The 22,995-nt window shown below is 61.2% G+C and carries 23 protein-coding genes; 7 read left to right on the plus strand and 16 right to left on the minus strand.

Features of this window, described 5'->3' with window-relative positions; translation table 11 throughout:
* Window positions 1-64: 64 nt before the first annotated feature.
* The 3 genes from MCRY_RS15330 to MCRY_RS15340 are packed head-to-tail and all read right to left on the minus strand — an operon-like array spanning window position 65 to window position 1,922.
* The gene (locus MCRY_RS15330) at window positions 65-679 is read right to left on the minus strand and encodes a TorD/DmsD family molecular chaperone (protein WP_085631457.1); all 615 of its coding nucleotides are present in this window, start codon (window positions 677-679) and stop codon (window positions 65-67) included.
* Window positions 676-1,359 carry a DUF3306 domain-containing protein gene (locus tag MCRY_RS15335; protein WP_085631458.1) on the minus strand — a complete coding sequence of 228 codons (684 nt, stop codon included), beginning with the start codon at window positions 1,357-1,359 and terminating at the stop codon, window positions 676-678. The genes MCRY_RS15330 and MCRY_RS15335 overlap by 4 nt, the downstream gene beginning before the upstream one ends.
* On the minus strand, window positions 1,356-1,922 hold the full coding sequence (locus MCRY_RS15340; protein ID WP_238939864.1) for a DUF3305 domain-containing protein: 567 nt from the start codon (window positions 1,920-1,922) through the stop codon (window positions 1,356-1,358). The genes MCRY_RS15335 and MCRY_RS15340 overlap by 4 nt, the downstream gene beginning before the upstream one ends.
* A gap of 124 nt (window positions 1,923-2,046) precedes the next feature.
* On the opposite strand from MCRY_RS15340, the gene MCRY_RS15345 reads away from it, so the two are divergent.
* A complete protein-coding gene (locus MCRY_RS15345; RefSeq protein WP_085631460.1) occupies window positions 2,047-4,017 on the plus strand; it encodes a 4Fe-4S binding protein in 1,971 nt (656 codons plus the stop codon).
* Window positions 4,018-4,123: 106 nt separating this feature from the next.
* Here MCRY_RS15345 and MCRY_RS15350 read toward each other — a convergent pair whose 3' ends face one another.
* Entirely contained in the window at window positions 4,124-4,885 is a 762-nt protein-coding gene (locus MCRY_RS15350) for a hypothetical protein (protein ID WP_238939739.1), read from the minus strand.
* A 99-nt stretch (window positions 4,886-4,984) separates the two neighbouring features.
* On the opposite strand from MCRY_RS15350, the gene MCRY_RS15355 reads away from it, so the two are divergent.
* Genes MCRY_RS15355 through MCRY_RS15370 form a run of 4 tightly spaced genes read left to right on the plus strand, consistent with a single transcriptional unit; the run spans window position 4,985 to window position 7,423 of the window.
* A complete protein-coding gene (locus MCRY_RS15355; RefSeq protein ID WP_085631462.1) occupies window positions 4,985-5,176 on the plus strand; it encodes a DUF6494 family protein in 192 nt (63 codons plus the stop codon).
* Between the two features lie 2 nt (window positions 5,177-5,178).
* Window positions 5,179-6,243 (plus strand): Mrp/NBP35 family ATP-binding protein, encoded by a 1,065-nt coding sequence (locus MCRY_RS15360; RefSeq protein ID WP_085631464.1) that lies wholly within the window; start codon window positions 5,179-5,181, stop codon window positions 6,241-6,243.
* On the plus strand, window positions 6,240-6,947 hold the full coding sequence (locus tag MCRY_RS15365) for a biotin/lipoate--protein ligase family protein (protein ID WP_085631466.1): 708 nt from the start codon (window positions 6,240-6,242) through the stop codon (window positions 6,945-6,947). Before MCRY_RS15360 ends, MCRY_RS15365 begins: the two co-directional genes overlap by 4 nt.
* Window positions 6,944-7,423: a DUF6505 family protein gene (locus MCRY_RS15370; RefSeq protein WP_085631468.1), complete on the plus strand. Its 480-nt coding sequence runs from the start codon at window positions 6,944-6,946 to the stop codon at window positions 7,421-7,423. Before MCRY_RS15365 ends, MCRY_RS15370 begins: the two co-directional genes overlap by 4 nt.
* Before the next feature lie 43 nt (window positions 7,424-7,466).
* Here MCRY_RS15370 and MCRY_RS15375 read toward each other — a convergent pair whose 3' ends face one another.
* Complete coding sequence (locus tag MCRY_RS15375) at window positions 7,467-8,189, minus strand: DUF1194 domain-containing protein (protein WP_085631470.1); 723 nt, start codon at window positions 8,187-8,189, stop codon at window positions 7,467-7,469.
* Between the two features lie 134 nt (window positions 8,190-8,323).
* Between MCRY_RS15375 and MCRY_RS15380 the strand changes: the two genes are divergently transcribed.
* Together MCRY_RS15380 and MCRY_RS15385 are read left to right on the plus strand one after the other, a co-directional pair.
* Window positions 8,324-8,731: a cytochrome c gene (locus MCRY_RS15380; RefSeq protein WP_085631472.1), complete on the plus strand. Its 408-nt coding sequence runs from the start codon at window positions 8,324-8,326 to the stop codon at window positions 8,729-8,731.
* 119 nt (window positions 8,732-8,850) lie between these two features.
* Window positions 8,851-9,594, plus strand: a complete 744-nt coding sequence (locus MCRY_RS15385) for a methyltransferase domain-containing protein (protein ID WP_085631474.1) — start codon at window positions 8,851-8,853, stop codon at window positions 9,592-9,594.
* Between the two features lie 6 nt (window positions 9,595-9,600).
* Here MCRY_RS15385 and pepT read toward each other — a convergent pair whose 3' ends face one another.
* The 11 genes from pepT to xdhA all read right to left on the minus strand — a co-directional run bounded on the left by pepT (window position 9,601) and on the right by xdhA (window position 22,863).
* Window positions 9,601-10,839 carry a peptidase T gene (gene pepT / locus MCRY_RS15390; protein ID WP_085631476.1) on the minus strand — a complete coding sequence of 413 codons (1,239 nt, stop codon included), beginning with the start codon at window positions 10,837-10,839 and terminating at the stop codon, window positions 9,601-9,603.
* A 288-nt stretch (window positions 10,840-11,127) separates the two neighbouring features.
* The gene (locus MCRY_RS15400; protein ID WP_085631480.1) at window positions 11,128-12,315 is read right to left on the minus strand and encodes a lipase family protein; all 1,188 of its coding nucleotides are present in this window, start codon (window positions 12,313-12,315) and stop codon (window positions 11,128-11,130) included.
* Between the two features lie 36 nt (window positions 12,316-12,351).
* The gene (locus MCRY_RS15405; protein ID WP_085631481.1) at window positions 12,352-12,759 is read right to left on the minus strand and encodes a DUF6795 domain-containing protein; all 408 of its coding nucleotides are present in this window, start codon (window positions 12,757-12,759) and stop codon (window positions 12,352-12,354) included.
* A 242-nt stretch (window positions 12,760-13,001) separates the two neighbouring features.
* The gene (locus tag MCRY_RS15410; protein WP_085631483.1) at window positions 13,002-14,105 is read right to left on the minus strand and encodes a BMP family ABC transporter substrate-binding protein; all 1,104 of its coding nucleotides are present in this window, start codon (window positions 14,103-14,105) and stop codon (window positions 13,002-13,004) included.
* A gap of 61 nt (window positions 14,106-14,166) precedes the next feature.
* A complete protein-coding gene (locus tag MCRY_RS15415) occupies window positions 14,167-15,099 on the minus strand; it encodes an ABC transporter permease (protein ID WP_171046002.1) in 933 nt (310 codons plus the stop codon).
* A complete protein-coding gene (locus MCRY_RS15420; protein ID WP_085631484.1) occupies window positions 15,090-15,395 on the minus strand; it encodes a hypothetical protein in 306 nt (101 codons plus the stop codon). The genes MCRY_RS15415 and MCRY_RS15420 overlap by 10 nt, the downstream gene beginning before the upstream one ends.
* Window positions 15,392-16,480, minus strand: a complete 1,089-nt coding sequence (locus tag MCRY_RS15425) for an ABC transporter permease (RefSeq protein ID WP_085631486.1) — start codon at window positions 16,478-16,480, stop codon at window positions 15,392-15,394. The genes MCRY_RS15420 and MCRY_RS15425 overlap by 4 nt, the downstream gene beginning before the upstream one ends.
* A gap of 153 nt (window positions 16,481-16,633) precedes the next feature.
* The gene (locus MCRY_RS15430) at window positions 16,634-18,157 is read right to left on the minus strand and encodes an ABC transporter ATP-binding protein (protein ID WP_085631487.1); all 1,524 of its coding nucleotides are present in this window, start codon (window positions 18,155-18,157) and stop codon (window positions 16,634-16,636) included.
* Window positions 18,124-19,065, minus strand: coding sequence for a xanthine dehydrogenase accessory protein XdhC (gene xdhC / locus MCRY_RS15435; RefSeq protein WP_085631489.1), 942 nt, complete (start codon window positions 19,063-19,065; stop codon window positions 18,124-18,126). The genes MCRY_RS15430 and xdhC overlap by 34 nt, the downstream gene beginning before the upstream one ends.
* The gene (gene xdhB, locus MCRY_RS15440) at window positions 19,055-21,466 is read right to left on the minus strand and encodes a xanthine dehydrogenase molybdopterin binding subunit (protein ID WP_085631491.1); all 2,412 of its coding nucleotides are present in this window, start codon (window positions 21,464-21,466) and stop codon (window positions 19,055-19,057) included. Before xdhB ends, xdhC begins: the two co-directional genes overlap by 11 nt.
* Entirely contained in the window at window positions 21,463-22,863 is a 1,401-nt protein-coding gene (gene xdhA, locus MCRY_RS15445) for a xanthine dehydrogenase small subunit (protein WP_085631493.1), read from the minus strand. The genes xdhB and xdhA overlap by 4 nt, the downstream gene beginning before the upstream one ends.
* Window positions 22,864-22,995 lie beyond the last annotated feature (132 nt).

Raw genomic sequence — 22,995 nt, forward strand, 5'->3', positions numbered from 1 at the left:
TCTTCCTGTTTGGTGCGGCGCGTGTGCCGCAGGGCGACGGTTGCCCGTCAGGTGCAATCCCGGTTTAGGCCGGGGTCAGTCTGAACGCTTCGCGTTCGATGGTCATGAATGCCTTTCCCACAGATCCGACGGCGCTATAGAGCATCGCGGTTTTTGCGGTTTCCAGATCGGCATAGAAATGTCCCGCCCAAGGCGCGATGTGCCGGTTGAAGAACGTCTTTTGATCTTCAAGCGAGGACGATGTGGAAAAACGCCCGACAATCAAACCGCCCATCACTTCCATCAGTGTGGCGATGTTGTCTTCGGGTTCATAGACATTGGGCGCGCGTTCGATCCGGCGCGCCGACAGATCACTGCGCAGCACGGCAAGCGGCTTTTCGTGCAGAAAACCCGTCAGGTAAAAGCTGGCATAGGGCAGCAATTCGCCCCTGCCCAAACCGATGAACAGTTTGTTGAATTCGCGTTCCGCCTGTTGCGGTTTCGTGGTCCGGGCGCAATCTGCAAGCCGCGTGATCGCCTGACCCAATTCGGTATCGTCGCCAGTCAGACCCGCAGTTTGGGCCAGCAAAAGCTCATCGGGCGGCGCCGACAGGATCAGGCCAAGATAATTGTAAAGGTCCGCGCGAAGGCGGTCTTCTTCTGACACCGATGGCGAGGTCTGAGCCGCGCTCATTGTCATCCTGTCTCACTTTCAATTCTGAATCGCATCCGTCGTGGACGCATAGGTTCCTCGGATACTGTATCCAACGGTGTGCCGTTGGCATATTCAGACCCGTCGCTCAGGCCTACGACCATGGTCGCAGATGCGGGTGCGGCAATTGCATCTTCCTGCATAATTTCCGGAATAGATTCATTTTCCGCAGATGTTTTGCAGTCTGTCTCGGCCAGACTGATTTCCGACAGATTCTGTGGGGTATCAACGTGTTCGCCAGACTGCGCCGCGATTTTGGCCCGCTCCTGTTCCTCCAAAGCCTGCACATGGCGCAGCAATCCCTTGCCCACCTGATAGGCGGTTTTGACCCCCGGCGCGTCGGTCGCGGCATTGGTGAAATCGCCATCGTAATCGTTCAGACCGTCCAGATTGGCCAGCACCGGATTGAGCCGCCACAACTGCCGCATCGCGCGGCGGCGCAGGCGTTCGGGGACTGCCTTGTTCATGAAACCCGCGATGTCCTGACCGGGTTCGAGGTTGTCCGGATCGGGGAGGCCGAACTCTTCTAGGATCTCGGCGTCTGTCTTTTCTTCAAGCTGCTTCTGCTGCGCCTCGACTTCGACAGCTTCGGCGCGGCGGGCCTCTTCGGCTTGCTCTGCTTCGACCCGCGCCTTGCGGCGGGACCAGAAATCCGACCCGCGGCTCATGACTCGCGCGCCTTCCGGGCGCTGGACGGCGCGCGATAGACGTCGCTGACCTGTGCAATGCGCGGATCGCCTTTGCCGTCTTCGACCTTGTCTTCGAGATACCGCTTGCGCTTGCGTTTTACGAACGGCTCTTCCACGAAATGCAGGTCGGTCCACTCCTGCACCCACGCCACAAGGGCAGGGGGCATCGGGACTTTTTCGACGACGTCCTCGCCGCCATCGGTGTATTGCATCGCCTCATGCGGATTGGCTGTGATCAGCTTGACCTTGTAGGGCCATTCGTCGTCGGAGGGTTGCAGCACGACATACGCGCAGACCACTTGCTCTGCGAGGCCGATGCGGTAGGCTTCGGCATCGGTGCGCCAGAGTGTCAGCGTGCGGGTGCCCACATGATATTCGGAAATATCGCCTTCTTCGCGCAACATTTTCCAATGCGCAGGCCCGGCACCGGGCAAAAGTGCGATGGGCGCATAGGCCCATTTCTGCCATCGGGTCACACCGGGGCGGCGCTGCATCACAACGCCCACCGGCATGTCGATGGAACGGGTGTCTGTCGTGGTCAAACTCTTGTCCTCCCAATCCGGCTTCACGGGCGCGGTTGACATCTGCCTAGCATAGCCCTTGGGTATGTCCAAATATCAACCAACGAAAAGAGACCACGCGGGCAACCGCCGCGAAAGGGCCAACATGGGAACCAGACTGCTTCTTTGTGACTGCCTTGGCAGCCAGACCGTCGACGCCACCGCCATTGGCGGCGTCGCATCGCTTGATCCGTCAAAGGTGTATACCAACCTTTGCGGCACCCAGACCGAAGCCGCCGCCAAGGCGATCGAGGCCGGGGACGTCATGATCGCCTGCGCGCAGGAAAGCGCATTTTTCGAGATGCTGGCCGAAGAGCTGGGCGTCGATGCGCCGGGCTTCGTCGATATCCGCGACCGCGCCGGGTGGAGTGATCAGGGCGCCAAGGCCGGGCCGAAACAGGCAGCGTTGGCGGCCGAAGCGGCACTGACCCTTCCCGCACCCAAGGTCGTGGATGTCATCAGCGAAGGCACATGCCTGATCGTCGGCGCGGGCGAGGCGGTGTTCGCCGCCGCGGCGCAACTGTGTGACACGCTTGCCGTGACCGTTTTGCAAACGGACACATCGGATGTGCCGCTCGACCGTCGGTTCGACGTCGTGCGCGGACAGGTGCGCAATCTGAACGGAGCGCTTGGGCAGTTCGAAGTGCGGATCAACGGGTTCGCGCAACTGTTGCCCGGCGGGCGCGGCGCGTTTGCGTTCAGCGATCCCAAGGACGGCGCGGTGTCGGAATGCGACGTGGTGGTCGACCTGACAGGTGATACCGCCATGGTGCCCGCGCCACACAAGCGCGAAGGGTATCTGCGGGCCGATCCGCGCCAGCCCGTTGCTGTTGCAGCGGTTCTGGCCGAGGCGGCGCAGATGGTCGGCACGTTCGAAAAGCCGCTTTATATCGCGTTGGAGCCTGCTTTGTGCGCCCACAGCCGAGCCGAACAGACAGGCTGTTCCAAATGTCTCAACATCTGCCCCACGGGTGCGATCACATCGGACGGTGATCATGTCGCCATCGACCCGATGGTCTGCGCGGGCTGCGGCGCCTGTGCTGCGTTGTGCCCGTCCGGGGCCATCGCCTATGATGCGCCGCCGGTCTCGGCGGTGTTCCGGCGCTTGGATGCGCTGTCCTCGACCTATCGCAAGGCGGGTGGAACCGCGCCGCGTCTACTGGTCCATGATGCCGATCACGGCGGCGAAATGATCAGCCTTTCCGCGCGGTTTGGCCGGGGTCTGCCTGCGGACGTGATTCCCTTTGCCATGGACAGTCTGGCCGCCTTTGGCCATGCCGAGATGATGGCCGCGCTCAGTTGTGGCTTTGCGTCGGTCGATGTTTTGCTCGCCCCGCGCACCGAACGGGATACGCCAGAACATGAGGCGATGCTGGCCAATGCTCTGTCTGGTGGCGGCCGCGTGCAGGTGATCGACATGGTCGATCCCGACGCGCTGAGCGATCACCTTTACGTCGGTGCTGCGCCGAAGCCCGTCGCATCCCCCAGCCTGCCCATCGGGACACGTCGTCAGGTGGCGCGTGTGGCCGCCAAGGCGATGATGCCCGAGGCCGAGATCCTGCCACTGCCGGAAAACGCACCCTACGGTGCGGTACTGGTCAACACAGATTCCTGCACATTGTGCCTGAGCTGTGTGTCGCTTTGCCCATCCGGTGCTCTGGGCGACAACCCGGACCTGCCGCAATTGCTGTTCCAAGAGGACGCCTGCCTGCAATGCGGGATCTGTGCCACGATCTGTCCCGAGACCGCGATCACGCTCGAGCCGCGGATGAACCTCACCGATGCGGCGTTCAGCCAGGTGGTGCTGAACGAAGAGGAGCCATTCGCTTGTATCGAATGCGGCGCGCTGTTCGGGGTGAAATCGACCATCGAAAAGATCACCGAAAAGCTGGCGGGCAAGCATTCAATGTTCGCCACCAGCGACGCGGCGAAGATGATCCAGATGTGCGACAATTGCCGCATTCAGGCGCAGTACCATTCGAAGAACAACCCGTTCGCACTGGGCGAGCCGCGCATTCCACGCACGACGGATGATTACCTGAAAGAGACGCCGTACTCGAAACGCAAGGATCATTGAGCGGGGAAGCCGTTTCGAAACGGCTTGGCAAGCGCGTTTGAACGCGCTTCACCCGCGATTTCGAAATCGCGGGTGAAGTGCCCTTCGAAGGGCGCTTCCTTGCCTGTCAGTCCTGCATTGACTGAACCGGCCGACCGAGATCCGCTGGCGCGATGCCCTGCACGAAGGCCATGATGTTCTCCAGATCGTCCAGCGTCATTTCGACGGCCGCGATGGGTGACGGGCGTGTTGGATCGAACGGCTCGGTCACGTCTTCGATCTGGGTAAAGGCGGGGTGCGGTTTCAGCACATAGAAGGCCTGAAAGCGGTCCTCCCAATCGCGCAGCGTGCGCAGCACGGCGAAGGACGGGGTGGAACCAATGGAGTTCATGCGGTTCTTGTCGCTCACCACATGGCAGCGCCCGCAATGTGACAGCGAGACTTCCTCGCCGCGCAGCACGTCGCCGTCATAGGTGATCTGGACCACCACTTTTTCGACCTTGATCTCTGAGTTGAAGGGCGCAACCCCGTCCACCTGATAGCTGTCGACCGTGTTGCGCCCCACATCCGAGCGCAACCAATCGGCAAAGCGCTGGGCGTCCGGGTCGTCGCCCGCGTCGAACTTCCAAACTGTGTCCAGCCCCGCAAACGCGATAATCCCCAGATCCCCGAACTGTGCATCGGCGGGGGTGCCTGGCTCTGCTAACGTGATCCGCGTTTGGGTCTTGAGCGAAAACCGGGGCAGGATGAATTTGAGCAATCCGCTGTCTAAAAGCGCATCCGGCGCGGCCAGAGTGAAGGTTTTGTCCTGCGCTTGGGCAGGTTGCATCAGCAACACGGCGGCAATCGCGCCGAGGCTGAAACGCCAAAGATGTATGGTCGCGGTCATTCTACAGCGCCTCCTCGCTTGAAAGCCTACTTGCGCTGGCTTACACCCGTCAACGCTTCACCTCGCAAAGAACGAGGGGACGCCCAAGGGAGAATACCGATGAGCGATGATTTCAACATGTCCATGCGCAAGTTTCTCAAGCAGGTTGGGGTCACGTCCCAGCAGGCGATCGAAGAGGCGATGCGCGACGCAAACACCAGCGGCAAGACCTTTGATGCGAAGGTCGTGCTGACGATTGACGGGCTCGATTTCGAGCATGTCGTAACTGGCACGATCAAGGGACAGGACTGACCGTGGCGCTGACACGTGACGCGGTTCTAGCCGCGCTGAAAGCTGTGACTGACCCTGCTTCGGGTCAGGATATCGTGGCCGCAGGCATCGTGCGTGCGCTCAACGTCGATGGTGACGCGGTGCGCTTTGTCGTCGAGGTGGCCCCGGATCAGGCAACGGCCTATGGCCCGGTCCGGCAGGCTGCCGAGGACGCGGTCAAGGCGCTGGGCGCGTCTTCCGTATCGGCGGTGATGACCGCGCATTCCGCGCCAAAAGCGCCGCCTGACCTCAAAGGCGGGGCCAAGCCGAAACCGGCCGGGCCCGAGAAAATTCCCGGTGTGGATCGCATTCTGGCGATTGCTTCGGGCAAAGGGGGCGTGGGCAAATCCACGGTCTCTGCCAACCTCGCGTGTGCGCTGGCCGCCGAAGGCCGCCGCGTTGGCTTGCTCGACGCGGATGTCTACGGTCCGAGCCAGCCGCGCATGCTGGGTGTGTCGGGGCGTCCCGCCAGCCCGGATGGCAAGATCATTCTGCCGATGCGCAATTTCGGCGTGACGATGATGTCGATGGGGTTGATGGTCAATGAAGGTCAGGCGGTGGTCTGGCGTGGTCCGATGCTCATGGGTGCGTTGCAGCAGATGCTGATGCAGGTGCAATGGGGCGCACTGGATGTGCTGCTGGTTGACCTGCCGCCGGGCACCGGTGACGTGCAGATGACCCTATCGCAGAAAGCCTATGTGGACGGTGCCGTTGTGGTGTCCACGCCGCAGGACGTCGCGCTTCTGGATGCCCGCAAGGGGATCGACATGTTCAACCAGATGAACGTGCCGATTGTCGGTCTGATCGAAAACATGTCGACGCATATCTGCTCCAATTGCGGCCACGAAGAACACATCTTCGGCCATGGCGGTGTGGCGGCAGAGGCGGCCAAGATCGGGGTGCCGCTTTTGGCGGAAATCCCGCTGCATCTTGATATCCGCAAGGCGGCAGACGGGGGCGCGCCCATCGTTGTGTCCAAGCCCGACAGCGCACAGGCCGGAGCGTTCCGCGACTTGGCCCGCACGCTGATCGCCGCTGGCAAGGCATGACCTCTGGCCCGATGTTCCCGCCGCTGATGCAGGGCATCAATGCGGCGGGGGCGGACCCGTTCGAGGCAGCCTGTTCCGAGGCGGCAAATGGCTGCGATGCAGGGACAATCCTTTACGACGTGACGCCAGAACGGTTGAGCGCTGCCATCGTGCTGGCCCCCGAAGTGGCGCTTGCGGACGCGGCGGCGATGCTGCCGCTGACCGGGGTGGCGCTGCAGAACGCGCTGGGTGCCTTGGGGCCGTCTGAACTTGCCGTGCATCTGTGCTGGGATGGGCCGATCCGGGTGAACGGGGCGGTGTGCGGTGGGCTGCGCGCAGCGACGGATACCGCTGACACGGGCGCTGAGCCGGGATGGCTTGTCACCGGGTTCGAACTTGTCTTTGCCCGGCCGAACGTGGCGGGCGGCGACACGCCGGACGAGACCGACCTGATGAGCGAAGGCTGCGGTGACCTGACGCCGACTGACCTGCTGGAAAGCTGGTCGCGGCACCTGCTGAACTGGATCAGCCGGTGGGAAGACGAGGGCATGAGTCCGCTTCACACCGAATGGTCCGGTCTGGCGCATGGGATGGGGCAGGACGGCACCTTCCTTGGCAAATCCGGGCACTTTCTGGGGCTTGATGAAAAGCTTGGCCTCTTGCTTCGGACCGACGGGCAGACCATGCTCTTGCCGGTGACCGACCTTTTGGAGATCCGCAAATGAAACTTGCTCGTGCCATTCATTTCGACGAAAGCGACCAGCGCGTCTTTCATTCTCCGGCCCGTACCGGCGAATGGTGCGTCTCGGGAGGGTTCGAGTTTTCCAACTGGTCCGAAGGCGATCTGGTGGGCCGCGCGAAACAGGCGTTTTCCAATGGCTGGCTTGGGGCGGAAACCTATGGTCGGGTGAGCTTTGTTGCCGTGACGCAGATGGAGCCGGCAGAGCATGAGGCTCTGGTGCAGGGACTCGCGCAGCATTTCGTGGATATGTATGGCGCTCCGTCGATTGACGCCGCGCGTCCGGTGGCCGAGGCTGAGATCGCGCATATGGCCGAACTCTGTGATGAACATGCGCCGAATACGTTGCTTACCGTCAGCCGCGAGTTGACTGAAGCGGGTGTCAAAGAAGCGTTCCGTGTGATCGAACCACAAGAGGCGGACATGGCGCTGCTGGCTGTGCACGGGTCGCTGGACGAGTAAAGCGTCTTCGAAGAGGCTTGCGCTGCGATTTCGAAATCGCGGTCTAAGGCTCTTCGAAGAGCCTTTGCGCCTCTGCCACCTCGCGCGACGGCATTTCGCCCGAAATCTCCAGGATCAGCTTGCGTTTGACCGCCTCGGCGAATGAATCGCGATTTTCGGCTGTCACGACAAATGCACCCAACCCGCCGATGATCTGCGCCTCGTATTGCGCCTCAAGCCCGCCTTGCGCGCGGCCCGGATCGTCAGGGCGCAGGATCGGCAGGGCGTTGATGGTCACGCCAGCGGCCACCACGGTTGCACGGGCTTCGGCAATGGACGGGCCGGAATAGCTGCGCACGGAGTCGCCGGAAAAGTCGATCACCCGCCGCCAGCCGTCGAAGTCGTTGGTGTCCATCAGCCGCAACCCTTCGAGCAGCGCCGCCCCGATGGCGTTGCGCCCATAGGCCTGTCGCGGTTTGTTCAGCAATTCAGCGGCGAAGAGCGTTGCACTCTCCGGCCCGTCGATGCGCGTCCAGTCGGCGACCACCGCCTGATTGGCGGCCCATTCAACATAGGTGACGGCAATGCTGCCATAGGCGGTGTTGGCAATGGCTGCGAGCACTTCGGGATCAGTGATTGCCTGCGCGTAGCCCTGGCGTTGAAAGTCGATCTCGCGCTGGTCGATGGAGCCCGACGCATCTGCAAGCAGCACCAGTTCAAGGTCGGTGTCTTGCGATATGGCCGGGCTGGCAAGGCTTAGAAGAAGGATCAAGAACAGGCGACGCATGGCAAATCCTCGTGCTGCAATGGTCTAAAGCTAGAGCGTTTGAGCCAGACCTCAAAAGGATTGATCCGGATCAACGCGGGATTGCAGCATCTCGTGCAGGATTGCGTTATCTTTCGTCAGACGGAGTGTTTTCCATGCGACGTTCTTTTGCCTGCCTCACCCTACTTGCCCTGACTGCTGCGCCTGCCGTGGCGCAGGATGTCGATCACGGGCGCGCATTGTTCCAGACCCATTGTGCCACTTGTCACGGTGCCGATGCCAAGGGGCAGGGGCCATTGGCAGGTGCGTTGGTTTTGCAGCCTGTCGACCTTACCGCGCTGGCGTCGCGCAACGGGGGCGCCTTTCCGCTGGAGCGGGTGCTGAAACGGATCGACGGGACCGACCCTCTGGTCAGTCACGGATCGCCCATGCCGGTCTATGGCCCTTATTTCGAAGGGGTCGCCAATACCCCGATGAAACTTCCCAACGGGCAGCCGATGCTGGTGTCCGAACCGATCGCTGATCTGGTGGGCTATTTGCAATCGGTGCAGAGCGGAGACTAAGCGCGCTCAACGCATGGTGTTTTCGCGCATCGCTGTGCTTCGCTATCGGAAGGGGCGGGTTGCATTGCCCTGCGTCCCGGCGGATGGTGCCGATCAATTGTGATTGGTGAGAAAATTCCATGTCGATACCGGATACGTTGGGCACGTTGCTGATCGAAACCGTCAAGGGACATCAGCTTGGCGGGGCGTTTCTCATGTTGGGACGACAAGGCTTTGTTGGCAGCCGACGGGGGCAATCGGCCAAGGATTTCGAAGCGGCGATCGCCACCCATCTGCCGGGCCTGACCGAGGATGATCTGCGCAACCCGGACAATGCCTACAGCGAGACGTTTTTTGCGAAGCTGGGTTTCGACAGCGTGGATTCCCTCGATTTCTCGGATTTCGAGAACGCGAGTGTCATCCACGACCTGACCCAACCTGTTGGTGAGGACCTGACCGCGCGGTTCGATGTGATCTATGACGGGGGCACCTGCGAACATGTGTTCGAACTGCCCACCGCCTATCGCAATATCGACCGGATGCTGCGCCCCGGTGGTGTTCTGATCGGGCATTCGCCCTGCAACAACTGGATCAATCACGGCTTCTACCAGATCACACCCGAAATGGTGTACGGGTTCTGGCAAAAGGCGATGGGGTACGAGGTGCTCGACCTGTTGTTGCAGCCGATCCGCCCAGCTCATGCCGCCAAGACGGCGCGGACGACGAACCCGAACGAAACTGGCGTGCGCCCGCGTATCCGGGGCGAACTTCCTGCCGGGTCTCCGGTGATCCTGCACTACGCCGTGCGCAAGCCGTTGACCGAACAGGCGCAAGGCGGCGTGTACCAGACCGACTACATGAAGCGCTGGTCAGACGACGATTAAGTATCCTTAGTCAGTCTGCGCCGCACGTTCCGCAATGCGCAGGCACAGGTCCGTGGCTTTCGTCATGTCCTGAACGGACACCCATTCAAGTGGTCCGTGCACGTTTTGCATGCCGGTAAAAAGGTTTGGGCAAGGCACCCCCATTTCCGTCAGTCGCGATCCATCGGTCCCTCCGCGGATGGGGGCCGAAATTTCGGGGATGTTCAGATCGGCCAATGCCTCTCGGGCCAGCGTGACCGGTGTCATGTCATTCTCCAGCCAATAGCGCATATTGCGGTATTGCGGGGTGATGGTGCAGGTGATCTGGGCGCGGGGTTCGGTGGCGGCGATGGTGTCACAGACCTGCCGCAAAAGCGCGCCTTTGGCGTCCAGCGCGTCGCGTTCGAAATCCCTCAGGATAAAGCGCAGCTCCATGTGGTCGGCGCTGCCTTTCATGTCGACAGCGTGGATAAAGCCTTGGGTCCCATCCGTGGTCTCGGGCGTCATGGTGACTTGTGGCAGGGTGTCGATGATCTTGGACGCAAGGTGAATGGCGTTCACCAGTTTACCTTTGGCCCAGCCCGGATGGATCGACACGCCGGTCACAGTCACCACGGCGAAATCGGCTGAGAAGGTCTCATAGGTGACTTCGCCCAGATCGCCGCCGTCGAAGGTGTAAGCGAAATCGACACCCAGATCGACGGGCAGCTTGGGATCGACGCCACGCCCGATCTCTTCGTCCGGGGTAAAAGCCACCCGGATCGTGGGGCGTTTGATCTGTGGGTTCTGCAACAGATGCCGCGCGGCTGTCATGACGATGGCGACGCCCGCCTTGTCATCCGCGCCCAGCAGGGTCAGGCCGGAGGCGGTGACGATGTCATCCCCGACCTTGTCCGCGAGATAGGGGAAGTCGTCTGGCGACAGCAGCAGATCGGGATCGTCGGGATAAGTGATCACCCCGCCGTTGTAGCCTTCGATCACGCGGGGTTTGACACCCGTGGCGTTGAACTGCGGGGCGGTGTCCACATGGGCGAGGAACCCGAGGGTCGGGCCGGGGGCAGTGCCGGGGATCGTGGCGATTACGGTGCCATAGGCTGTTTTGGTCACGTCCTGTGCACCCATCCCGGTCAGTTCGGTGACCATCAGGTCAAGCATGTCGTGCTGGCATTCAGTGGATGGAGCCATGCGGCTGTCCATGTCCGCCTGACTGTCGATGGCGCAATAGCGCACGAGGCGTTTTTTCAGCTCATCGTGAAACGGGTGCATGAATGGCTCCTATGAGGTTTGGAGCGAAGGGGCCGGAGGACGCGGGAAGAGTCAAGAGAGTGGCGATGCGAAGACCTGCCAATTTTGAGCGGATGGCAGCCTTGTCGCCTACGGTGCCCACGTTGCATTGCAGGATTGCCTCAGGGCGCAGGACCACTGACAACGCGAGGCCCAGTGTTGCCCTGACCTGATCCAGGTCTTCACCCGCCGCCATCTGGAGCAAAACGCCAAGCGCCCGAGCATTGCCCTGTACGCTTGGTCGATCTTTGATCGAGGTGAGCTTTGCGGTCACCTGATGCTGTCGATGGCCCGTCGTGCAATCGTCGCGATGAAACCGAAGAGAAGCCCGAGCACATATTTCAGAAAGCCAAGGGTCAAATCTTCTGCCGTGTTTATTGCACGACCGAGAAAATGCGAGATGCCACTGATCAGTTTCCGAACCGCGTCTGCCACGAGCTCCCCCAACTTGATCCCCTTGTGGATCATCTGCGCGATACTATCCACCAGCGTAAGGCCAGCGGTCACAACGCCGCCGACTGCGGTCCCCATGAGGCTGAGTATACCTTTAATGGCGTTGCCCAATGCCCAGATGCCCAGTGTGCTCATCGGCAGGGCGGAACAGGCTTTGCCAACCCAGAAGTCGATGCTTTTCTTGTCTTCAATCTGCGCACTGTCAGAGGTGAGCTCGTTCCAGTTTTTCAGGAACACCGCTGGTTTATAGTTCGACATGAAGTGTGAGTTTATCGAAAGAAGTTGCCCACCGCGGTCAACACGAAGTCCTCCGGGGTTCATTGGAGCGTGATAAAACGGAAAGATCGGCAGCATCGGGACGACATCCGACATGGCGTAAACACGCTTGATGTTGCCGTTGGGAATCGCGGTGTGCATACGAAACACGAAGGGGGGTGTTCCCGGACGAGGCGCGCCAAACGTGTAAAGGCAAATATTGGCGCGTTTCTGCAAGGCAAAGCGCATGGCAAAAAGGTTTGCAATAGCGCCACCAAGTGAGTGACCGACTACGTGGATCGTGCTTGGGTTGCTGCCGCGCAAGGCATTTTCAATTCCCTCGACCATAGAGTTGTAGACACGGCAAAACCCCGTATGCACGGGTAGGCCACCCGGACCAACAGACACAGCAGCGTTGAAGTTTGACAACCAGTCCTGATTGATGGCGGTGCCCCGGCAGACAACTGCGATGTCGCCCGAGTGTTTTCCTTTGCCCGGCACAACCATTCCAAACCCTGTTTTGGAGGCAAACATTCCGGCGCCAGAGCGCCCGGCCACTGCACTGCCGGACAGATCAAAGCTGTCAAAGGTTTCGACTGCGCCAGTGGGTTGCGGCCCTTCAAGACCGGGGGTCACAGCGCCAAGCCGTTCCGCCGTGCCTTGGCGAACATCGGCAACTTGACGTATCCCGTAGACGGCATCAGCCAGCGTGGACGCAATGGTGGGTGTGATCAATAATCCTGACGACATAATGTGTTCCTATGAATAAAACTGTGGATTTCGAATTTATGGATCGTACTCGCAAGTCCCCCAAAAGAAACCGCGGGCATCTGGCTCCAGATCTGTGCGGCAAGCGATGCGCAGCGGCTTCCCGCCCAGTTCGCCATTCGTCTCGTAATTCGACTTTTGCAGGCTCAAGAGCGTCAGGCTGCCCCCCGGCAATTCGGCTGTGATTTCCTGACGCACGTTGGGTTCATGTGGGACGAATTTTGCAGTGAGGCTGCGACCGACGACCTCTTGAAACCGAAACCGTCCCTCGGAATCTGTCACGGTTTCGTCTGAGCCCTCGCGATTGGTCCAGGCCCACGACCAGTTCCGCTTGATCGTTACGCCGGACACCGGGTGCCCACCCTCACCGTCGAGAAGGCGTCCTTCGAGCGCTGAGGCCAGAACGAGTGAACCGCCAAAAGCCATGCTGGGACCTCCTGTGAATATTAAAAGAGCGAGTGAAATCGCTTTGAAGAATTTTAACAAATAGCTCCTCCCGACCCAGTCCTCTGACAGGCCCGTAGAAAAGGGCTTCAGGGTCGCGTGCAATTGCCCTTTGGTCAAGCAAAGTTTTGGATCAGCGCACATGTGCTGAAAAGACAGGGGCGCCAAACGGAAAAAAGCCCCGCATTGCGGGGCTTTTCCTGTTCAAGACCTGTGCGCCCCGATCAGTTCGGGATGTCGCCGGTGATGCCTTCGACGTAGAAGTTCATGCCCAGCAGAGTGCCGTCATCAGCAGTCTCGCCTTCGGCAAGCCAAGCAGAGCCATCCTGCTTGTTCATCGGGCCGGTGAACGGGTGGTATTCGCCAGCGGTGATGGCGTCGATCATTGCCTGCGCCTCGGCTTTCACATCATCTGGGATGGCATCGTTCATCGTGCCGATGACCACTTCACCCTCGGGCATGCCCGCCCAGCTGTCGATCTGCTCGTAGGACCCGTCCATCAACTGGCCCACGCGCTTGACGTAGTAGGGCGACCATTCGTCGATGATAGAGGCGATGCGGGGGCCGGGGGTGCCGTCATCATTGGTGGTGAAGGCCGCCATGTCAGATGCCTGACCAAAGCCCCATGCAGAACCACCTTCCTTGGCGATCTCGGCCAGCGGCGCGGTGGAGTCGGTGTGTGCGGTGATTACGTCGACACCCTGATCGAGCATGGCGCGTGCCGCATCCGCCTCTTTCGCGGGGTCAAACCATGTGTAGGCCCATGTCACCACCAGCTCTACATCCGGGTTCGCCAGCTTGGCGTGGTGGTAATAGGAATTGATGCCCATGATTACTTCGGGGATCGGGAAGGAGCCGATGTAACCGATCTTGTTGGTCTGGGTCATCTTGCCAGCGATGTGGCCAACTACGGCACGGCCTTCGTAGAACCGCGCGTTATACGTCGATACGTTCGGATGCTCGCGCTTGTAGCCGGTGGAATGCTCGAACTTCACGTCCGGGAACTTGGCCGCGACATTGTTGGTCGGGTCCATGTAGCCAAAGGACGTGGTGAAGATGATATTGCAGCCCGACAGCGCCATCTGGGTGATAACACGTTCGGCGTCGGCGCCTTCCGGCACGCTTTCCTGCCACGCGATTTCGACCTTGTCGCCGTACTCTTCCTTGACGGCCAACGCGCCCTGGTGGTGCTGATAGGTCCAGCCACCGTCGCCGATGGGGCCGACATAGACAAAGCATGCCTTGGTCACGTCTTGCGCCATGGCGGGTGCGCCAAAGGCCAATGTCAGGCCTGCGGCGGCTGTCGCAAGTAAGGTTCTGCGGATCATAGGTAGTCTCCCGGTTGGTGGGGCGGCAGCGGCCCCGTTTGAGTAAGTACGCCCGATTTTATCACCGGGTCGCATGGAAGGTCTGTCCAAGGTTTGCGGGCGCATCATGGCTGCTGCGGCTGCGGTTGGACGAGATGAAAACAAGCACAAGGATCGTTATCAGATATGGCGACATGGACAAGTACTGCACCCCCCATGTCATTCCAGCGGCTTGCAAATTCAGCTGCAACACGGTGATGCCGCCGAAAAGATATGCGCCGATCAGAACACGTCCCGCGCGCCAGCTTGCAAAGACCACGATGGCCAGTGCGATCCAGCCTGCGCCTGCCGTCATGCCCTCGGTCCATTGCGGAACGCGCACAAGGCTTAGGTAGGCGCCGCCTAGCCCGGCACAGGCCCCGCCGAACATGATGGCCAGCAGGCGCACGCGGATCACCTTGTAGCCCAAGGCATGCGCGCTTTCGTGGCTTTCACCGACAGCCCGCAGGATCAGACCTGCGCGGGTGTATTTCAGGAATGCCCAGACGGCGACCACGATGCACAGGCTGATATAAACCATGATGTCATGCGAAAAAAGCATCCGGCCCACCACGGGCAGGTCGCTCAGGATTGGGATGTCGAGCTTGGGCAGAGTGACGGTCTTCTGCCCCTCGTAGGGTTTGCCCAGCAACGAAGACAGGCCAAGCCCCACAAGTGTCAGGCCCAGCCCGGTGGCAACCTGGTTCGACAGGAACACCTGCGTCAGCACGCCAAAGGTCAGCGACAGCAGAGCGCCCGCAATCGCGGCGGTGGCAAAGCCCAGCAGCGGCGCGCCGGTGTTGATTGCCACGATAAAGCCGATCACAGCGCCGGTGATCATCATGCCTTCGACACCGAGGTTCAGAACTCCCGACTTTTCGACCACCATTTCCCCGATGGCGGCCAGAAGGATCGGAGTGGCCGAGATCATGATCGAGGCGATCAGAAGGACGGGGTTGATGTTGCTCAGGTCCATACGGGAGCTCCGTGTGTCAGGTGAATGACAGCGGCAGTAAAAACCGCCACACCCGACATCAGCCAGATATGTCGCCACGACGGGCGATGGCGCAACACACGCGCCAGCACAGGCCAGCGCCGATGCAGTCCAAAGGCGACGCCCACCGCGGCCAGCCCGAACACCGCCACATGGGCAAGCACAAAAAGCAGGCCCGATGCGCCACCGTCGCCGGTCAACACGCCATGCAGCATCATCAACACCATCGCACCCATCATGATCCCCATGCCTATTGGCATCATATCCGTGCGTTTCATGTTGACACCTCTCCCTTGCCGATCCGCACACGGTAGTTGGTCAAAACATCCACCCCGAGCAGGAAGAACAGCAGCATCCCTTGGAACAACTGGATCGACGCGCCCGGTACGCCCAGCATCAACTGCGCCAACTCACCGCCAATATAGGTCAGCGCCATGAGCAGCCCTGCCAGCAGGATGCCAACCGGGTGAAGACGGCCCAGAAAGGCCACGATGATCGCGGTGAACCCGTAGCCCGATCCGAAGTCGATGCTGACTTGGCCCGCCGGCCCCGTCACTTCGAACAGTCCAGCCATCCCGGCCAATGCGCCCGCAAGGCCGAGGCAGAACAGAATGGTACGTGCGGGTGACACACCTGCGAATTTCGCGGCACGCGGGGCCTCTCCGGTCAGGCGGATGTTGAAGCCCTGAATATGCCTGGTCAGCAGCACATAGGCGAGGATCACCGCAATAAAGGCTGTCAGCACACCCAGATGCATGCCCGTGTTCGGGATCAGTTCGAGGTTCTGTGACGACGACCATTGTGACAAGTTGCGCGAGCCGGGAAACCCCATGCCTTCGGGGTTGCGCAGGATGCCGGACGACACTGAGGCCAGCAGGTTCTCGGCCACGTAGACCAGCATTAGGGACACAAGAATCTCATTGGTGCCGAATTTGACTTTAAGCAACGCGGGTATCATCGCCCAGGCCCAACCGCCCAAGGCACCCGCAACGATCATCAGCGGCAGGATCAGCACCGAGTCCATCGGATAAAGCGCAAGTCCTGCACCTGCCCCGCAGATCGCACCCATGATGTACTGGCCTTCGGCCCCGATGTTCCAGATGCCAGCCCGGAACCCGATGGACAGGCCGATGGCGATCAGGATCAACGGTCCTGCCTTGACCAGCAGTTGCGGTCGCGAGAAATTCGCGAACTGCGGGTGGAACAGGGGATCCCAGAAGATTGTCCGGATCGCCTCGAAAGGCGATGTGCCGATCAGGCCGAACATGATGCCACCAAAGATCATCGTCAGGATCACCGCAAGGATCGGCGTTGCGACGGTCCAGGCTTTCGACGGCTGCGGGCGTTTTTCGAGACGGATCATCTGCACCTCTCCCGTGTCGCGAGGTGGCTGTCGTTGGAATGTGCATATTTGGAAAAAGAAGAAGCGGGCAGGATAGAGCAACCTGCTGGCTTCTTCTTTTCAAAAATATGCAAAAGCACGGATGTCCCGGTACGCCGAATTTCGGCAAGGGCGTCACGCATCAACATGGGCCACCTCCATATCATGCGCACCGCCCATCATCAGGCCGATCTCTTCCATATTCAGGTCAACAACCGGCTTGAGGGCCGAAAGGCGTCCTTCGTTGAGAGCGCCAAAGCGGTCCGAGATTTCCAAGAGCTCGTCCAAATCCTGACTGACCACAAGGATCGCGGCACCTTTCGACGCCAGATCGAGCAATGCTTGTCGGATCGCGGCTGCGGCCGCGGCATCCACGCCCCAAGTCGGCTGATTCACAACGAGGATATCAGGATCCTGCGCCACCTCGCGCCCGATGACGAACTTTTGCAGGTTGCCACCCGACAATGCGCGCGCGGCCACATGGGTGCCTGGGGTGCGCACGTCAAAGCGTTTGATCACGTCTTCGGCAAACCGATCCGCGCGGCCCCAATTGATGAAGCCCTTTTTCACCAGATGTTGGCGGCGTCCTGCGGTCAGAACCGCGTTTTCCGTCAGGCTCATATTGGGTGCTGCAGCATGGCCCAGACGTTCCTCAGGCGCGGTCAGAAAGCCCGCTGCGCGTCTGTCTATCGGCCCGTCGCGGCTTATGTCCGCACCCTTGACCCAGATCGTGCCGCGTTTGGTGGTCCGTTCGCCCGACAGCGCCAGCAAGAGTTCATCTTGCCCGTTGCCAGCAACCCCACCAAAGCCCAGAACTTCGCCCGCGCGCAGTTCAAAGCTGATGCCGCGCAACGGGGTGCCGAACGCGCCGGGGGCGGGCATGGTCAGGTTGTCGACCCGCAAAAGCACCTCGCCCGGTGTGGTGTGTTTGGCGGCTGGGGATGCAAAGCTCGACCCGATCATCATTTCCGCCATTGCGCGCGCGGTGGTCTCGGACGGTGTGCAGGTGGCGACCTTCTTGCCCAACCGCAGGATCGTCGCGTGATCGCAAAGCGCGCGAATTTCCTCGAGCTTGTGGCTGATATACAGGATCGCTGTGCCCTCGGATTTCAGCTTGCGCAGGGTCTGGAACAGGATCTCCACCTCTTGCGGGGTCAGAACCGAGGTCGGCTCGTCCATGATCAGCAGCTTCGGATCTTGGAGAAGACAGCGGATGATCTCGACCCGTTGCCGTTCACCTGCCGAGAGCGTGCCGACGGTGCGGGACGGATCAAGCGGAAGGCCGTAGGTTTCCGAAACCTCGCGGATCTGTTTGGCCAGATCGCGGCGGGGTGGCGGGTTCTCCATCCCCAGCGCCACGTTCTCGGCCACGTCGAGCGCGTCGAAGAGCGAGAAGTGCTGAAACACCATCGCGACCCCGGATTTGCGCGCGGCACTGGGCTCTGATGGCGCATAGGGCGCGCCGCGCAGCGTCATGCTGCCCTTGTCCGGTTTCACCAGCCCGTAGATCATCTTGACCAGCGTGGATTTTCCTGCGCCGTTCTCGCCCAGCAACGCGTGGATTTCGCCTTCGCGGATGTCGAAGGACACGTCGTCATTGGCGACGACGCCGGGATAGGCTTTGGTCAAGCCTGAAAGGCGAAGGAGGTCGTCGGGCACAGGGCACCTGCTTTGGTCGTTGAAAGGCTCAATAGTTGTGCTGCGACCCCAACTGCAATCGCCTGAGGATGCTTGCCAAGGGACTTTTGCCCAATCGGACAGCAAATGCGAGAAATTTGGGCGTCTGGGTGCCCCATCTTGCGAAGTCGGGATGTGAACCGCGCCCATTTCGTGTCGGACCCGATCAGACCTGCGAATTCGAACCCGTGACGCATCAGAGCATCACACAGGCTCAGGTCCAGCGCGTGGGAATAGGTCAAGATAAGATGTGCAGCGTTGCCTGGCGCATGCGGGACGACGCGCAGCGGATCGCTGGCGGGCAGGGCGTTGACACGCTCTGGGATCGTGTCGGGAAAGCGGTTGGGGGCGGTATCGACCCAAGTGATTTCGATCTCGGGTACCGGATGCAGCACATCGACCAAGGCCCGCCCGACATGTCCCGCCCCCCAGATCCAAAGCGGTGTCGTCGGCTGTGCCACAGGCTCCACGAACCAGCCCTGCACCATGCGCGGGCGCAGGTCCACGCCCTGATTGCGGGCGCAGGTGGTCAGGCGTTTGACAGCCAGAGGCATCTCGCTCGGGCCACGGGCAATGACAGTTTCGCCGTCCAGTGTGGCAAGGCGGTTGGCATCGTAGATCTCGGTCAGGAGCGTTACTGCACCGCCGCAGCATTGGCCCAGTTCCGGCCCCAACGGATGTCGGCTGAACCCCTCTCGGGAAAAGGCCTGTTGCGCCGCCTGATATTCCAACGCGCCGCCGCCGATGGTGCCCGATTGGCCACCGTCCCAGACCAGCATCGCAGCCCCCACCTCGCGCGGGGACGAGCCCTGCACCTCGGCGATCACCACGCGGGCGACTTGGCCATGTGCCGCGATGGCGGCGTGCAGGGAAGTAAGATCAAACGCCATCACGCACCCTTTCGATGGCCGCCAGCACCCGTTCTGGTGTCGCAGGCGCGTCGAGCGCCGGGTAGCCGTCACCGCAAGACCCCACAGCGTCTGACAGGGCCAGAAACACCGACATGCCCAGCATGAAGGGTGGCTCTCCCACCGCCTTGGAGCGATAGATCGTCTCCTCGCGGTTGGCCCCGCCCCAGAGGGCCACGTTGAACACATCAGGCCGATCCGAGCAGGCGGGGATCTTGTAGGTTGAAGGCGCATGGGTGCGCAAACGACCGGTCGCGTCCCAGACCAGTTCTTCTGTCGTCAGCCAACCCGCGCCCTGCACAAACCCGCCTTCGATCTGCCCGATGTCGAGGGCCGGGTTCAACGACGTTCCGGCGTCATGAAGAATGTCGCTGCGCAGGATGCGGTATTCGCCGGTCAGCGTGTCGACCGCCACTTCGCTCACCGCAGCGCCGTAGGCGAAATAGAAGAACGGGCGACCCTGTCCCTTGATCCGGTCCCAACTCAGCTTTGGCGTGCGATAAAAGCCTGTCGCCGACAGGCTGATCCGCGCCTCATACGTCATCTGCGCGACCTTTGCGAAGCTGTAGCTTTCGCCCTGAACAGTCACCTGCCCACCTGCAAACACCACATCGCGCGCACCGCATTGGTGCAGGCTGGCCAGATGGTTCGCCATGCGGTCGCGGATCGTGTCGCAGGCCGCTTTGACCGCCATACCGTTCAGATCAGACCCGCTGGAGGCAGCGGTCGCAGACGTGTTCGGCACCTTGCCGGTGTCGGTCGCGGTGATCTTGACCATCTCCAGTGGCACGCCAAACCGATCGGCGGCCACCTGCGCCACCTTCTGGAACAAGCCCTGTCCCATCTCGGTGCCACCATGGTTCATGTGGATTGAGCCATCCTGGTAGACATGCACCAGTGCCCCTGCCTGATTGAGATGGGTCAGTGTAAAGCTGATCCCGAACTTTACCGGAGAAAAGGCGAGGCCCTTCTTGATGATGGCATTGCTTGCGTTCCAGTCAGACACTGCCGCACGTCGTGCATCGTATTCACACGACGAAAGCAAGCGGTCGGTCATCCGGTCAAGAATGAAATCTTCGACCACCTGCCCATAAGGCGTGGTCTGCCCTGCAATAGCGCCTGTCGCGCCCGTGTTCTCAACCAATTCCTCGGACCCGCGCGAGGCGATGTCCTGCTGCTTCATCTTGCCCGGTAAACTCCGGGGGGGCGCCGAAGGCGTGGGGGGCTGGCCCCCCTCGACCTCGGCCGCATAGTAATTCGCCCGCCGCACCGCGACCGGGTCCATCCCCAGATCATGGGAGATGTGGTCCATCACTCGCTCCATGCCCAGCATCCCTTGCGGGCCGCCAAAGCCGCGAAAGGCGGTGGCGCTTTGGGTGTTGGTCTTGAGCCGGTGGCTTTCGATCCGCGCGTGGGGCAAGTGATAGGCGTTGTCGGCGTGCAGCATGGCGCGGTCGGCCACTGGGATCGACAGATCCTGTGCCCAGCCGCAGCGTGTGTATTGCTCGAACTCGATGCCGGAAATCACGCCGTGATCATCGAATCCGACGCGGTAGGCGATGCGGAAATCATGGCGCTTGCCGGTGATCATGAAATCATCGTCGCGGTCGTAGCGCATCTTGGCAGGTTTGCCGGTCGCGGACGCCACTACGGCGCAGGCAATCGCCAGCGCGTTGCCTTGGCTTTCCTTGCCGCCGAACCCGCCGCCCATGCGCCGGGTTTCGACCCGGACACCGTGCATGGGCAGGTGTAGGGCGTGCGCGACCTTGTGCTGAATTTCGGTCGGGTGCTGGGTTGAGGCATGTACGACCATGTCACCGCCTTCCTGCGGCAGGGCCATGGCAGATTGGCCTTCGAGGTAGAAATGCTCTTGCCCACCCATTTCGATCACGCCGCTGATCTGGCGCGGGGCAGTGTCGATGGCTTCGCCCGCATCGCCTTTTTCCCAGATGCGGGGGCCGTCCTCGAAACGGCTGTCGGCGGCCAGCGCCTCGTCGATGGTCAGGATCGCGTCGCGTTCGGCAAAGCTGATCTGACCCAGTCTTGCTGCCTTGCGGGCGGCAAGATGGCTGGTGGCGGCGACAAGGAAAACGGGCTGGCCGAGATAGTGGATCGTGGCCCCCGACAGCATCGGCTCATCATGGTTCGACGGCGAACAATCGCAGTCGCTGGGCAGGTCCTTGGCTTCCCAAACACCCACCACACCTGGGGCGGCGCGCACCGCTTCGAGGTTGATCGCGGTGATGCGACCTGCAGCGATGGTGCTTAGGCCAAAGGCCAGATGCAGCGTGTCTTTCGGCGTTGGGATGTCATCCACATAGCGGGCTTGTCCGGTGACATGCAGATGTGCGGCGTCATGGGGGAGGGGTTTTGCGACTGTCATGCCGTCACCTCCAACACATTGGACGCGATCCCCTGATCCTCGTGCCAGTAGCGCAAGAGCATGTTTTCCGCTGCGTGCAGACGGTAATCCGCAGAGGCGCGCATGTCCGACAGGGGCGCGTAGTCTTCGGCCATCTTGGTCATCGCAGCGCGTATTGTGGTCTCGGACCACGGCAAGCCAATCAAGGCGGCCTCAACGGTGCGGGCGCGTTTGGGGATGCCAGCCATGCCGCCAAAGGCGATGCGGACGTCTGTGATTGTGCCATCAGAAACGGTGATGTTGAACGCGCCGCAAACGGCGGAAATGTCCTGATCAAAGCGTTTGGACAGTTTGTAGACTTTCAGCCCCGGCGCGTGGCGCGGGATTGTGACGGCCTCGACAAATTCGCCTTTGGCGCGGTCCTGTTTGCCGTAGTCGATGAAGAAGTCTTCAAGTGGCATATCGCGGCTGTGATCGCCTGCGCGAAGATGCAGCGTCGCCGCCATCGCGATCAGCGCGGGCGGATTGTCCCCGATGGGCGAGCCATTGGCGATGTTACCACCGATGGTCGCCGCCGCGCGCACTTGCGCAGAGCCATAGCGGCGGATCATTTCGGCGTAAGATGGGTGCAGGTCTTGGACGGCGCCCAGAACCCGGTCCATCGTTACACCTGCGCCGATGCGCAAGCTTTCGTCGGTTTCGTCGATCTGTTGCAGGTCCGTACAGCGGTTGAGGAAGATCACATCGTCCAGATCGCGCAGCGATTTGGTCACCCAAAGCCCTACATCCGTCGCGCCTGCGATCAAAGTTGCGTCCGGGCGGGCGGCGTAGGCGGTGGCGAGATCGTCCAGCGTTTCAGGGGCGGATAGGCTGGGGGGCTGTCTGCCCCCCAGACCCCCCGAAGGTATTTTCGAGCCCAAAGAAGCAGGGGGCGTGTCTGTCATCCAGGTGGGCACGGGCTGGTCACTGGCGGCTTGTGCAGCGCGGATGATCGGGGCGTAGCCGGTGCAGCGGCACAGGTTGCCGGCCAGCGCATCGTCATGGTTCTGGTCACCGTTAAGATGCGCCACGGCCATCGACACGACGAACCCCGGCGTACAAAAGCCGCATTGCGAGCCGTGATGGTCGATCATCGCCTGTTGCACCGGGTGAAGGTGGCCATCCGGGCCGCCGATGCCCTCGACCGTGCGCACCGCGCACCCGTCAAGTTGGGGCAGAAAGAGGATGCAGGCATTGAGGGCGCGAGCGCTGCGGGCGTCGGTGACCATGACGGTGCAGGCCCCGCAATCGCCTTCGTTACAGCCTTCCTTGGTGCCGGTGAGTCCGCGCTCGTCGCGCAGCCAATCGAGCAGCGTTGCCGTGGGGGACACGTCTCGCAGCTCCACGCTCTCTCCGTTCAGAAGAAAGGTGATATCCATGTGAAAAAACCTGCCGCCTTACCATTATGCCCCGTGATGTGCGCGCCCTCGATGCGGCGTAGAAGATGCGCGGGGTGTTCCCTGTCGTTCATCGAAGCTAGGCAAGCGGGGCGCGGTTTGGCAAGAGAATTT

This window comes from Marivita cryptomonadis (assembly GCF_002115725.1).
GTDB lineage: Bacteria > Pseudomonadota > Alphaproteobacteria > Rhodobacterales > Rhodobacteraceae > Marivita > Marivita cryptomonadis.